Consider the following 13,832-nt stretch of genomic DNA (forward strand, 5'->3'; position numbering starts at 1 on the left):
CACAGGCGCAAGCTACCAAATCTCGACTTTGGCGCAAGCCACATTCTTGCTGATCTGCGTCAAGTTAGTAACGAATATTGTCTTGTTTAACGTTTTTTTAACCTAATCACTCAAGTAAATTAACATTTCCATACATTTTGTAGGGATTACTTGGGGGTTAATGTTAATGCGCAAACAAGCGAGGGTTACCGGGGTTGAGCAGATCTTTCCGGATCAGGCTAATATACTGTCGACCACTGATACCAAAGGCCGAATTACATACGTTAACCGGGATTTTATTGATATCAGTGGTTTTTCAAGCGAAGAGTTGATCGGCCACGGGCACAACATCGTGCGTCATCCCGATATGCCCAAACAAGCCTTCAAACAACTGTGGAATAACCTAAAACAAGAAAAGCCCTGGATGGGCATGGTGAAAAACCGCTGCAAAAACGGTGATCACTACTGGGTCGATGCCTACGTAACCCCCATAAAAACGGACGGCAAAGTCAACGAATACCAGTCCGTAAGACGCAAGGCCAAACCCGAATTCGTAAAACGCGCAGAACAAGTTTACCAAGCTCTCAATCAGCAACGACCATGCCGAAAAATAAAAAATGCACTTTCAACACGATGGCAATTGCTGCTGAGCATAGTGCTGCCTTATCTACTTCCCGCCGCTAGCCTTGTAATTGCACCTTCACTATTGATATTTAGTTTGTGTGTCGCATTAGCAGTAATCATCTCGATGGTACTAGTCACTCTCACCTGGGCGCCTTACCAGCAGGCTGTTGACAAAGCCAGGCGTGTAACCCATGACCCCGTGGCACGTTATGTTTATACCGGTAAAAATAATGACGCCGGCGCCTTGCTATTGGCGATGAAAAAACTCGAATCAGAAAACTCAGCGCTTATCGGACGGATTCACGATACCTCGCTTAAGTTATCTGATAGCGCCTCGAGTTTAAGCTCGGCGGTAATGCAGTCCGAAGCAGGAACCGACAGCCAGTTACAGCAAACCGAAAGCGTTATGACCGCGGTCACGCAAATGCGGGAGGGTGTTGACGAAGTCGCTAACAGTACCCGGGAAACTGCAGCTGCTACCCGCGATGGACTGGCGACAGCGCAACAAGGCAAACAATTAATTGGCCAAACCGAGCAGTCTGTCAGTCAATTGAGTACTCAATTACAAGAGGCGTCGCAGGTAATTTCGACGGTGTCGCAACGCAGCACCGACATCGAAAAAATTCTCGACGTCATTTTAAGTATTGCCGAGCAAACTAATTTGCTGGCGCTTAATGCTGCCATCGAAGCGGCTCGTGCAGGAGAATCCGGTCGCGGTTTTGCCGTGGTGGCTGACGAAGTTCGCTCGCTGGCAAACCGCACTCAACAATCAACCGAAGATATTCGCGAAGTTATTGAGCAGTTGCAGCAGTCGGTACAGCAGGCCGTTAGCGTGATGCAACAGGGCGAAAGCATGGCACAAGGCAGCTCGGAAAGTAGTCAACAGGCGGCGCAGTACCTCAATGACATCGTCGCCTCCATCGAATGCGTAGCGGCATTAAGCGAGCAGGTGGTCAGTGCGGTGGAGCAGCAGCAACAAGCTTGCGAAAGCGTGCAATATAGCATTACCGGTATCCGGACTAACGCACAGGAAAACCAGCAAGCCGTGCAGCTGAGTCGACAGGTGAGCCACAGAACTGTCGACGTAGCCAACCAACTGGACAAGTTAACCGTGCAGTTTTGGGAAGCACACCACGCCGCGTAGGTCGCGCATTTTGCGCGACATCCCCGCGGATGGATGTTTCTTGCGCCTCAGGCGCAAGCTACGTAGAATGAAGTTATTGCGATAACACGAGATTAACTTTATTTTGCTTGCTCGTAAGGTATTGATTTTATTGGGGCTGATGCTGCTTTCGGCGTGTAGCCCGCAGCAGAAACCCGACCAATTAACTGTCGTCAAAGAACGTCAGGTGTTGCGGGTGGGGACCCTTATGAACCCGACCAGCTACTACTTTGACCACGACCGCGAGCAGGGGTTTGAGTATGACCTGGCGAAGCGATTTGCGGCGCGCATGGGCGTGGAATTGCAAATGGTGCCGCGCTTTGACGTCAACGACTTATTTACTTTGTTGCGCCGCGGCGACGTTGACCTGGTTGCCGCCGGGCTGGATCGCACGGCGTCGCGCGATACGCTTTATCGTTTTGGCCCGCCGTACGACATCATCAGCCAAAAGCTAGTCTTCAAACAAGGTTCACGTCAGCGCCCGCGCGATCTGGAGCAAGTCACCGACGGCGAAATCGTGGTGGTTGCAGGTAGTTCACACCACGAATATTTAAAAAGTCTGGGCGATAGCGTGCCAACATTAAAATGGCGCGCCACCCGCGATCATGACGCGGTGGAGCTGCTACGAATGGTCGCCAGAGATGAAATCGATTACACCATCGCCGATAGCAATCAGCTGGAAGTTCAGCGTCGCGCTTATCCGGGCTTAAGCATTGCTTTTACGGTAAAACAAGAGCAACCCGTGGCCTGGGCGCTGTCGGCAGGTACTGATGATTCGCTTTATAGCGCGGTCATTCAATATTTTGGTGAAATCCGCAGCAGTGGCCGGCTGGCTTACATTAAAGAGCAGCACTTTGGGCATGTAAAGCAGTTCAACTATGTAACTACCAGCTTGTTTATTGAAGCCGTAAAAAACGACCTGCCTCAGTATATCGACATGTTTAAAGAACACGCCGGCACACTGGATTGGCGCTTGCTGGCAGCCATTTCGTACCAGGAATCGTTGTGGAATCCGCGCGCTGTGTCGCCTACCGGGGTGCGCGGCATGATGATGTTGACGCTTCCCACCGCTAAGGCAATGGGTGTTAAAAGCCGGCTGAACGCAGAACAAAGCATTCGCGGAGGTGCGCGTTACCTTGAACGAATGTTGCGCCGAGTACCGGCTCGGATACCGGAGCCGGACAGAACCTGGTTCGCACTGGCCGCCTATAATATTGGCTTTGGCCATCTAGAAGACGCGCGAGTACTGACCGAAGTGCAGGGCGGCAACCCCGATCGCTGGCTGGATGTGAAACAACGCTTACCGCTATTACGTAAAAAAGAATTTTATCGGCAAACGAAATTTGGCTTTGCCCGCGGTGATGAGCCGGTAACCTACGTAGGCAATATCCGCCGCTTTTACGACACCCTAAAGTGGTTGGATGAACAGGGAAGATTGTAGGTCGCGCATTCTGCGCGACATTGCGGTAGGTTCTTGCGCCCAAGTTGTAGGTCGATGAGATGGTCCCCTCCCTCTTAAACGGCATCGCAATGTGCCAATATAGAGGTTCAAGCTTCTATAGAAACAGAGTGGAGAGGACCAATGGCTATTGTAAACAGAATTGCCCTTGATTTGGCAAAAGATTTTATTCAAGTGTTGGCTCTGGATGAGAGCGAGCAGGAAGTATTTAATAAAAAGCTTCGCAGTAACAAGGTGTTAGCTAAGCTGGCCAAACTGAAAAGAACTGATGATTGTGAAGTCGCGGTGGAATCCTGTGGGATGAGCCATCACTGGCGACGGGAAATCGAAAAGCTGGGTTATAAAACGGTGGCGTTGCCACCGCGATTTGTAAAAGCTTACCTGCAGGGCGAGAAAAACGATGCGAATGATGCACGGGCGATAGCCGAAGCGGCATCGAGACCGAACAGGAAGTCGGTTCGGATTAAAAGCATCGAGCAGCAGGACTTAGCGCTCATGGTTAGTCAGCGCGACAGTCGTGTGCAAACACGAACACAGGAGGCTAACCGCTTGCGCAGCGTGTTGGCTGAATACGGCATCACCATGCCGCAGCGGATAAGCTCGATACTCAAACGGGTGCCGGAGATATTGGAAGATGCGGACAACGCACTGACAGCCCGAAGCAGAGACCTTGTGTTACGGCAGTATGAACTGCTCAGAATAATGGACGAAGAAGTCAAAGCCATGGACAAGCTGTTGTCGGCTGAAGCGAATAACACTGACGACAGTCGACGTCTTATGACGATACCGGGTATCGGTCCGGTGACGGCGGTGTCGTTGCTGGCATTAATCGGTGATGTGAGCGACTTTAAGCGTGGGCGCAACGTATCTGAATACCTGGGGCTGGTGCCCCGGCAAAACAGCAGTGGCGGTAAAGACCGGTTAGGTGGTATCACCAAAAAAGGCAATACCCGGTTGCGAACACTGCTGGTGCATGGCGCACGCTCAGCGCTACGGATGGCGCATAAACGCAATGACAAGCTGAGCCTGTGGGCGCAGGATGTCGCAAAGCGGCGGGGCAATAACATTGCTGCCGTGGCGCTGGCCAACAAGCACGCACGGATAATCTGGGCGATGCTGACACATAAAGAAGATTACCGGATGGCTGCCGCCTAAGCGGCAACCACCGATAAACAGGTAAAACGAAGGTTCACACCTTCCGGAGTTGCTAACTTCAACAGGATGGTAAACACGGGTAAACCGGCAACGACTGAGACTGACAAGGCGCTGTTACTGAGATAACGTTAGGTCGATAAGCCAGTCGTTGGGCGGAGTTCATCCAGGCCAGGTGACAAGTCACCAGAAACAGGCCGTATATACGCGAGCACCCAACATTTACCACAACGTTGATGTTGCAAAACGGGAGGGGACCATATACGCGCATTTTGCGCGACATAATGATTATTTCTTGCGCCAAAGGCGCAAGTTACAACATATCGCAAATCATAGCGTAAGTTCGCTGTAACTAAAGTTAGCGCGGACTTTCTTTTGCATCCATTCGAGTAACACAAAGCAACGTGACTCGCCGTCGAGCTCGACGATTTTAGCCATATAGCCGCGAAACGGGCCTTCTTTTATTTCTACCGAGTCGCCAACTTGCGGGGCGTCAGATTCCGCGGCAGCGTCCATGCTCCTCAAGTCGTCAATCCATGACTGCGGAATAGTTGGAATGGAGTCGCCAAATTTAAGCACGTTATTAACGCCAAAGGTGTTGCGCAACTTATAAAATTGCTCAATTAAATTGTCCGGGCGCACAAACACATAGCCGGGAAACATTGGCTCGACGCTACTCATGCGTTTACCGCGACGCACTTTCTTAACGGTAAGTTTTGGCCCAAACACCTCAAAACCCTGGTTATCCAGACTTTGAATTGCCCGTTCATCTTGGCGCGGCTTGGTTTTTAAAACGTACCATGCATCAGAGGTAAGCGCTTCCATTCGGTCAACTCCATAACATTCGAATGAATTTAACAACTGACTATAAAGAATTGGCACTGATGATCAGATGATTAATCGTTTAAATTCGGTCGGACGCGTCAGCATGACGTTTTATGACGTCAATTATTTTGCAATTTTAATGGCGTGACTTGCGCCTTCGGCACAAGTTAAGGCACAATAAAACTGCACTCACCGCTGGAGCCTGCTATGCGTAAAATCCGTAAAACCGCCAATGACGCCCGCCGCCGCGCTGTCATCCGCAAACGTCGCAAACGCATCACCGAACGTCGCGAAAAATGGTTCCGCATCGTGCAAAAAGACGGTAGTGCGAAACTTGAATAGGTCGCGCATCCTGCGCGACGCACGCCCCGACGCACGTAAACACAGTAAAGGCAGTTATGGATAACAACGCTTGGTACGTATTAAAAAGCAAGCCTAAACAAGAAATTCGCGCCGTTCAAAACCTCGAAAATCAAGGTTTCGAAGCCTACTGCCCGCAGTTAACCGTAGAAAAGATTCGTCGTGGCAATCGTACCAAGGCGGTCGAACCAATGTTTCCCGGCTACATTTTCGTGCATCCCGATAGCCTGAGTGAACAGTTTTACAAATTGCGCAGTACCTATGGCGTCGCCTCAATCGTGCGCTTTGGCGATAGCATTCCGCAGATCCCCGACAACTTTATTCAGCAGCTTAAAGAAATTGATCGCAGCGAAGAAGCGCAAGCGCCAAGCATCGGCGACGAAGTCGAAATAAAAACCGGCCCGTTCAAAGGCTTTCTAGCCAAAGTCGTTAATTTAGACGGCGAATCCCGCTGCTTTGTGATGCTGGAATGGATGCAAGAAGACATCACCACCCACTTTAGCTACCGCGATTTGGCTTTTTGATACACAACGTGCGCACAATGCGCACGCTACCCTTTTGTCATGCTTTCCTGTATACTTCGCACGCAAAAATTCCCCAGCGTTTGGAGACAGCAACGTGGAAATATTTCGTGGCGCACCAGCCTTATCCGCCTTTAAAATTACCAAGAAATTGGCACAACTTAAGCAGGCGGGGCTCCCCGTCACCGGGCTTTACGCCGAATATCGACACTTCGTTAATGTCCATTCCCCGCTCTCCGACGCCCAGCGCGATACCTTAACCAAATTGCTAACCTACGGCCCAGCCGCAGAGGACGTAGGTCGCGCCTCTGGCGCGACACTCGAGGACGCACGCTACATACTCATAACCCCACGCCTTGGCACCATAAGCCCCTGGGCGTCAAAAGCGACCGACATTGCGCACAATTGTGACCTGAAAAACATTCATCGCATCGAGCGCGGTATCGCTTACTTTATTGAAGGCGACTTATCCGGCGAAGAGCTTAAACAGGCTGCGGCGTTGTTGCATGACCGCATGACCGAATCGGTGCTTTATCACGAGCAGGACGCTGAAAAACTGTTTGAAAAACACCAGCCCAAGCCGTTGTCGAATGTGGATATTCTGGCCGGTGGCCGCGCGGCCTTAGCCGACGCCAATATTAATTTAGGGCTGGCGCTGGCGGATGACGAAATCGACTACCTGGTCGAGAACTTCGAAAAGTTGGGCCGTAACCCTAACGACATCGAACTCTATATGTTCGCGCAGGCCAACTCAGAGCACTGCCGCCACAAAATTTTTAACGCCGACTGGACTATCGATGGTATCGAGCAGCCGAAATCGCTGTTTAAAATGATCAAAAATACCTACGAAGTCACTCCGGATTACGTGTTGTCGGCCTATAAAGACAACGCCGCAGTAATGGAAGGCCACGAAGGCGGGCGCTTTTATCCCGCGAGTGCGCAGCACGAGCCTAGCCCGCAAGCGCAAAGCGCGAGCCCAAACCGCGACGGCGCAGCCGGAGCCTACACATACCACCACGAACCCATCCACATTTTGATGAAGGTCGAAACCCATAACCACCCCACGGCCATTTCGCCATACCCGGGGGCTGCGACCGGTTCCGGTGGTGAAATCCGCGACGAAGGCGCGACCGGTGTCGGCTCTAAACCGAAAGCGGGCTTAGTCGGCTTTAGCGTGTCGAACCTAAACATCCCGGGCTTTAAACAACCGTGGGAAGAAGACTATGGCAAACCGGCGCGTATTGTTACCGCGCTGGATATTATGCTGGAAGGGCCGTTAGGCGGCGCGGCGTTTAACAATGAATTCGGGCGTCCGGCACTAACAGGTTACTTCCGTACTTTTGAGCAAACCGTAAACAGCCATAACGGCCGCGAAATGCGTGGTTATCATAAGCCGATTATGATTGCCGGCGGTTTAGGTAATATTCGCGAAGCGCACGTGCAAAAAGGCGATATTCCGGTGGGTGCAAAACTGGTCGTATTAGGCGGCCCGGCGATGAATATCGGTTTAGGTGGCGGTGCCGCCTCCTCGATGGCATCGGGTGAGTCTACTGAAGATCTGGATTTTGCTTCGGTACAGCGCGACAACCCTGAGATGGAACGTCGCTGCCAGGAAGTTATTGATCGTTGCTGGCAGCTGGGGGCTGATAACCCAATTGCGTTTATTCACGATGTTGGCGCCGGCGGTTTATCCAATGCAATGCCGGAGCTGGTTAGCGATGGCGGCCGCGGCGGTAAATTTGAGCTGCGCGATATCCCCAACGACGAACCGGGCATGACGCCACTGGAAATCTGGTGTAACGAATCGCAGGAACGCTACGTGATGGCGATTGCGCCGGAGAACCTGGCACGGTTTGAAGATATTTGTGCCCGCGAGCGAGCAGAGTATGCGGTTATCGGTGAAGCCACCGAAGAGCTGACCATTTTGCTTAACGATGCCAAATTCCAGGATCAGCCGATTGATTTACCGCTGGATGTCTTGCTGGGCAAACCACCTAAGATGCACCGCGACGTAAAAACCTTAAAAGCCGAAGGTGAGCCTCTGCAGTTTAAAGGTGTCACGCCTTTAGAAGCGGCCGAGCGCTTAATGCGCCTGCCGAGTATTGCAGAAAAAACTTTCCTGATCACCATCGGCGATCGCAGCGTAACGGGCTTGGTTAATCGCGATCAAATGGTCGGTCCGTGGCAGATCCCGGTCGCTGACGTGGCGGTAACAGCGGCCAGTTACGATACCTATCACGGCGAAGCTATGGCGATGGGCGAGCGCACACCGCTGGCGCTGTTAAACTATGGCGCGTCGGCACGTATGGCCGTGGGGGAAGCACTCACTAACCTGGCAGCCGCCGATGTGGGCGAGCTTAAACGCATTAAAATGTCGGCAAACTGGATGGCCGCAGCGGGTCACCCGGGCGAAGACGCCGGTTTGTATGAAGCAGTAAAAGCGGTCGGCGAAGAGTTGTGCCCGGAGCTGGGTATTACCATTCCGGTGGGTAAAGATTCGATGTCGATGAAGACTCAGTGGCAGGATAACGGCGAGGACAAAGCAGTAACGGCGCCGATGTCACTGGTTATTACCGCCTTTGCGCGGGCTAACGATGTCCGCAACACGCTAACGCCGCAGTTGCGCCTGGATAAAGGCCGTACGCATCTGTTACTGGCAGACCTCGGTCATGGCAAAAACCGCCTGGGTGCCTCGGCGCTGGCGCAGGTATTCCAGCAGTTTGGTACCGATACGCCGGATCTTGATGATGCCGCTGAATTCAAAGCGTTTTTCGAAACCACTCAGCAATTAATCGCCGAAGGGCGCTTGTTGGCCTATCACGACCGCTCTGATGGTGGCCTATTTACCACCCTCGCCGAAATGGCCTTTGCCGGGCATTGTGGTGTGGATATTCAGCTTGATGATGGAGTAGGTCGTGCCTTTGGCACGACAGCAGAAGAAACCATGGCCGTTCTGTTCTCCGAAGAACTCGGCGCGGTCCTGCAAGTAACCGATGAACAGTTACAACACGTCATCAAAGCCTACGACATGGCCGGCGTCGGCCACTTGGTCTACAACATTGGCCAGCCAACCGACAAAGACGAGCTAAACTTCAGCCTGGACGGTAAGCAAGTGCTTACTGGCTCGCGCACACACTTCCGCACGCTATGGGCGGAAACCACGCACCAAATGCAGCGTTTACGTGATAACCCGGTATGCGCTGACGAAGAGTTTCAGCTGAAGCAGCGTGCGGATAACCCCGGCTTACTAGCTGACCTGAGCTTTGATGTGCACGAAGACATCGCGGCTCCTTACATCGCAAAAAGTGCATCAGGGGCGGCACCGCGAGTAGCGATTTTGCGTGAGCAGGGCGTTAACTCGCACTACGAAATGGCAGCAGCCTGGGATCGTGCCGGCTTTGAGGCCATCGATGTGCACATGAGCGACATTCTGGCCGGACGCATTGATTTAGCCGACATGCAGGCGTTGGCAGCATGCGGCGGCTTCTCATACGGTGACGTACTGGGCGCCGGTGAAGGCTGGGCAAAATCTATCTTGTTTAACAGCCGCGCCCGCGATCAGTTCGAAGCCTTCTTTAACCGCGATGACACGCTGGCATTAGGTGTATGTAATGGCTGCCAGATGTTGACGGCACTGAAGGAGCTAATCCCGGGCACCGAACACTGGCCGCGGTTTGTGACTAACCGTAGTGAGCGTTTTGAAGCGCGCTTTAGCCTGGTCGAAGTACCAGAATCTAACTCTGCCTTTTTTGCCGGTATGGCCGGTTCGCGCATGCCAATCGCGGTTTCGCACGGCGAAGGCCGCGCGGAATTCGCTAACGCGGTGCAGCAAAGCCAGTTACAAAACGCCGGTCAGGTAGCACTACGCTATATCAACAATTGGGGCGAGGTGACCGAGAGTTATCCGTGTAATCCGAACGGTAGCCCTAACGGTATTACCGCGGTGACCAATGATGACGGTCGCTTTACCGCCATGATGCCGCATCCCGAACGCGTGTTCCGCACCGTAGCCAACAGCTGGCACCCGGATCAGTGGGGCGAAGACAGCCCCTGGATACGCCTGTTCCGCAACGCCCGTACACGTTTTTAGGCTCCGGCTTCGCCTCCGCGGGATGGGCTCGCTTCGCTCGCGGTGTAGGGCTGCGCCGGTTTAGGCTCGCTTCGCTCACGTAAACCACGAGCGCAGCGAGTCTACACCGCGAAGCCTAAACCGCGCGTAGCGCATACCCCGGGAAGCCCACGAAGGTAAAGCTTTAGTAAAGAGCTTGCGTTCGCCTCCGATCCCCCCGTAATACTTTGTTACATATTCCAATCCCGAAGACAGGGGGCAATCATGCGTTTTGCTAAATCTCTAATTGCACTAACCGTAACCACCGCACTTACCGCGTGCGGCGGCTCAGGCTCATCAGACAACAACGTGTCCAATCCACCTCCGGGTGATGACAACACCGGCGGTACCTCAACTACCGTCTACACCGAAGGCGTCATCACCGGGTTTGGCAGCGTGTACGTTAACGGCCAACGTTACCGCTCGGAAAATGCCGACATTGCACTAGCCAACAACCCAGCAGCTACCGAAAGCGATCTTAAAGTAGGCATGGTCGTGTCGCTCGCAGCATCCAGTTCGGATAACGGTGACCCGGAGGCCACTGCTATTCGCTACGAAGAACATCTACAAGGCCCAATCAGCTTTATCGATACCGAAGCCGAAGTTATCGAGGTGCTGGGCCAGCAAGTGGTTTACAACGACCTAACCGAATTTGACGAAGTGGAACTCGCTGACCTAACGGTGGGCGATACCATCGAAGTAAGTGGTTACATCAACGAAGACGGCGAATTCTATGCGACTCGGATCGAGTTAGAAAACGATGAAGACGAGTTGAAACTAAAAGGTGATGTCAGCGAACTCGATACTACCGCGCAAACCTTCACGATTAACGAGCTTACCATTGATTATAGTGGCGCAGAATTCGACGATATGAGTGCTGATGAGCTTGAAGATGGTTTATATGTGAAGGTGGAAGGTACTGAGTTTGACGCAGAAACCCTCACCCTAATTGCGACCGATGTCGAAAACAAAGACAATGATGCCGAGGACTTTGATGATGCTGACGAGATAAAAATCTCCGGCATTGTCAGTAATTACGATGAGACCGCTGGTACCTTTGAGGTTAATCAGTACAGCTTTACCGTCAATGGCGACACGGAATTTGAAGATGGCTCGGCTGATCGCCTGACCAATGGCGTACGGGTGAAAGTCGAAGCAGAATACGACGGCGAGCAGTTAATTGCCGAGGAAATCGAATTTATCGCCAAGGACGCGCGTCAGGTAAGCGAAGGCCAGGTCACCGAGCTGGATGCTGAAGCGCAGGCATTCGTGCTAAATGGCATCACCTTTGTTGTCGACGATGATACCTCGTATTTAGACACTTCGGGGCAGGGCGCCCGGACCTTTAGTTACGATGATATCGCAGTTAACGATTGGCTCAAGGTCATTGCTGTAATCGACGACAACGGTGATTACGTCGCGCTGAAAATCAAGCGCACCGAGGAAGACGACCGCGAAGGCGAAATTAAAGGCATCGCCAGTGACGTCAGCCTTGAGGGCATGACCGTCGCCGGCGTTCAGGTTGCCTTTAACGAGCAAACGGAATTCGAAGACGAAGACCATCTGACGCCGGAAGAATTCGTCGCCTTATTTAGTGCCGAAACCGACATTGAAGTCGAGGTCGAAGGCGAATACGACGGTGATATTCTCGTTGCCAGCGAAGTCGAAATCGAACGCGAAGATGACGACGACGAAGATGATAATGATGATGGAGACGATGACAACGCCAGCGACAAGCGCGGCAAAGCCGAGTTTGAAGGTGCAGTCGAATCTATTGACGGTGAATCAATAGTCGTCAACGGCTTTGAATTACGTTTTACCAGCGACAGCGAGCTTGAAATTGACGATGAAGAAGTCAGTTTAGAGGAGTTTCTCGCAGCACTGGAAGTTGGCAGCATCATCGAAGTCGAAGGCATTTGGCGCAACCAAACCTACGTCGAAGTCAAAGAAGCTGAATTGTAGGCTCGCTTCGCTCGCGGTTTAGGCCCTTCGGGCGGTTTAGACTCGCTGCGCTCGTGGTTTACGTGAGCACAGCGAGCCTATCCCAGCCGCAGGCTTTATACCGCGAGCGCGAAGCGCGAGCCTAAACCGGCGAAGCCCTAACCGCGCAAAGCGCCGCCCGAGCCTCTAGCGCACTCGAATTTTTTCCATTAAACGGTGCAACATCACTCCAACTCGAGCGCAGTTCGTTGTTAGCTTATTACATGCCTCTTGAGAGAAATACTGACCGTGTCTAGCAATCAAAATCTGTGTCTCCATCTCAGCATTTGAAGCGCGAGAATAGCTTAAAAACTGTAATTGTTGTTTACTAGTCGGCCTGACCATACCTTCAGCAATGTTACTAGGCACGGATATTGACGAGCGCAGAATCTGATCATTAAAGCTAAAAACGCGGCACTGCTCTATTTCGTCAATAACGATGAATGTGCTTTCTAATGATAACTCCCATACTTTCAACTTTTTATAATCCATAAAACCTCCTTGTTTAGGCTCCGGCTTCGCCTCTGCGGGGTGGGCTTGCTACGCTCGCGTAAACCACGAGCGCAGCGAGTCTATAACGCCCGAAGGGCCTAAACCGCGCATAGCGCCTACCCACGAGCGCAGCGAGCTTATCCCAGCCGCAGGCCCTAAACCGCGCGCAGCGCCGAAACCACGAGCGCAGCGAGTCTACTGAACCATCAACTTCCTGCCCGCGATGTCCTGGGCTTTGTAATTACGCAGCGCCCTAACCATATTGTTATACGAATCTAAAAACGCGGCAGAAATGACTTTTCCTTCGGGGGTGTCGGTGTAGCCGCCGGCGCCCATGCCCAAACCCCAAATACCGGCAAAACCGCCAAAATCATAATTTTTAGCATTACCGGTGGCGGCAGATACTTGCACGCCCGAGCGGTTATCAATAAGCATCAACGTGGTTGCCGCCTCATTAGCCGATAACCCGCCGGCCACAACCCCCACTAAACCGCCAACCAATCCGCCGAGTTTTTGTGTGCCTTTTTCCGAAAACTGAATGGATGGGCTTACGGTATAGTCGGCCGAAACCATCTGGCCGGCGCCAAAATCACTACCGGCGCGTAGCTCGCCGCTACTCATTAGTGCGCGTTCCGCCTGCATCGCTGCCATCGCTTTGCCGCGTTCAACAATCACAAAACAATTCGACTGCTGGATCATGACCCGCACAACCGGCAAGGTAGAACCTAATTTTGGATAACGACTTTGGTAGTCACGCCACCAGTTGTCATCGGTGTCTTCAAATACTGACAGGGTTCCCAGCGGAGTATCGCATTTTTCCAGTTGCGCACTGGCGCCAGACGAAGAACTGCCGCCGGCACCACCTGAGGTTGTCATACCGCCGCTACCGCCCAGTTTGGGGTCGGTGCTCATACAGCCGGTTAGAGTAAAAGTGATTAACATGGTTAGGGTGATTGTTTTTACATTAGCAATGGGCATAGAGTCTCCGTGGGTCGTGCCTTGGCACGATAAAGTTTTGATGTCGGACAGAACCCATCAAGGTTCGCTAAAAATAGGGAAGTCGGCCAGCAAGAGGGTGTGACATGGGATGTAGGATATTTAACGTTTAAGATTGCACGCATAATCGCGAACACCTTGCGCCAAAGGCGCAAGTTACCAGGTGCGGTAGGT

General features: G+C 52.4%; 10 protein-coding genes. 7 read left to right on the plus strand and 3 right to left on the minus strand.

From position 1 onward, the window contains the following. Positions 1 to 166: 166 nt before the first annotated feature. From KZ771_RS13950 to KZ771_RS13960, 3 genes are all read left to right on the plus strand, one after another. Positions 167 to 1,747 carry a methyl-accepting chemotaxis protein gene (locus tag KZ771_RS13950; RefSeq protein ID WP_290573321.1) on the plus strand — a complete coding sequence of 527 codons (1,581 nt, stop codon included), beginning with the start codon at positions 167 to 169 and terminating at the stop codon, positions 1,745 to 1,747. 103 nt (positions 1,748 to 1,850) lie between these two features. Further along, the gene (mltF, locus tag KZ771_RS13955; protein WP_290653957.1) at positions 1,851 to 3,206 is read left to right on the plus strand and encodes a membrane-bound lytic murein transglycosylase MltF; all 1,356 of its coding nucleotides are present in this window, start codon (positions 1,851 to 1,853) and stop codon (positions 3,204 to 3,206) included. Between the two features lie 141 nt (positions 3,207 to 3,347). After that, a complete protein-coding gene (locus KZ771_RS13960) occupies positions 3,348 to 4,379 on the plus strand; it encodes an IS110 family transposase (RefSeq protein WP_290653958.1) in 1,032 nt (343 codons plus the stop codon). Between the two features lie 327 nt (positions 4,380 to 4,706). Here KZ771_RS13960 and rfaH (KZ771_RS13965) read toward each other — a convergent pair whose 3' ends face one another. Continuing rightward, positions 4,707 to 5,201, minus strand: a complete 495-nt coding sequence (gene rfaH, locus KZ771_RS13965; RefSeq protein ID WP_290573317.1) for a transcription/translation regulatory transformer protein RfaH — start codon at positions 5,199 to 5,201, stop codon at positions 4,707 to 4,709. Positions 5,202 to 5,408: 207 nt separating this feature from the next. Between rfaH (KZ771_RS13965) and KZ771_RS13970 the strand changes: the two genes are divergently transcribed. From KZ771_RS13970 to KZ771_RS13985, 4 genes are all read left to right on the plus strand, one after another. Next, on the plus strand, positions 5,409 to 5,543 hold the full coding sequence (locus tag KZ771_RS13970) for a hypothetical protein (RefSeq protein ID WP_290573315.1): 135 nt from the start codon (positions 5,409 to 5,411) through the stop codon (positions 5,541 to 5,543). 56 nt (positions 5,544 to 5,599) lie between these two features. Next, entirely contained in the window at positions 5,600 to 6,085 is a 486-nt protein-coding gene (rfaH, locus tag KZ771_RS13975) for a transcription/translation regulatory transformer protein RfaH (RefSeq protein ID WP_290573313.1), read from the plus strand. 94 nt (positions 6,086 to 6,179) lie between these two features. Continuing rightward, positions 6,180 to 10,172, plus strand: coding sequence for a phosphoribosylformylglycinamidine synthase (gene purL, locus KZ771_RS13980; protein ID WP_290653959.1), 3,993 nt, complete (start codon positions 6,180 to 6,182; stop codon positions 10,170 to 10,172). 243 nt (positions 10,173 to 10,415) lie between these two features. Then, complete coding sequence (locus tag KZ771_RS13985; RefSeq protein WP_290653960.1) at positions 10,416 to 12,152, plus strand: DUF5666 domain-containing protein; 1,737 nt, start codon at positions 10,416 to 10,418, stop codon at positions 12,150 to 12,152. Positions 12,153 to 12,317: 165 nt separating this feature from the next. Here KZ771_RS13985 and KZ771_RS13990 read toward each other — a convergent pair whose 3' ends face one another. Continuing rightward, positions 12,318 to 12,662 carry a four helix bundle protein gene (locus tag KZ771_RS13990; protein WP_290653961.1) on the minus strand — a complete coding sequence of 115 codons (345 nt, stop codon included), beginning with the start codon at positions 12,660 to 12,662 and terminating at the stop codon, positions 12,318 to 12,320. A gap of 195 nt (positions 12,663 to 12,857) precedes the next feature. Then, the gene (locus tag KZ771_RS13995; protein ID WP_290653962.1) at positions 12,858 to 13,640 is read right to left on the minus strand and encodes a CsgG/HfaB family protein; all 783 of its coding nucleotides are present in this window, start codon (positions 13,638 to 13,640) and stop codon (positions 12,858 to 12,860) included. Between the last annotated feature and the right edge of the window lie 192 nt (positions 13,641 to 13,832).

The organism is Idiomarina sp., assembly GCF_019431395.1.
In the GTDB taxonomy this organism is placed as follows: Bacteria; Pseudomonadota; Gammaproteobacteria; order Enterobacterales; family Alteromonadaceae; genus Idiomarina.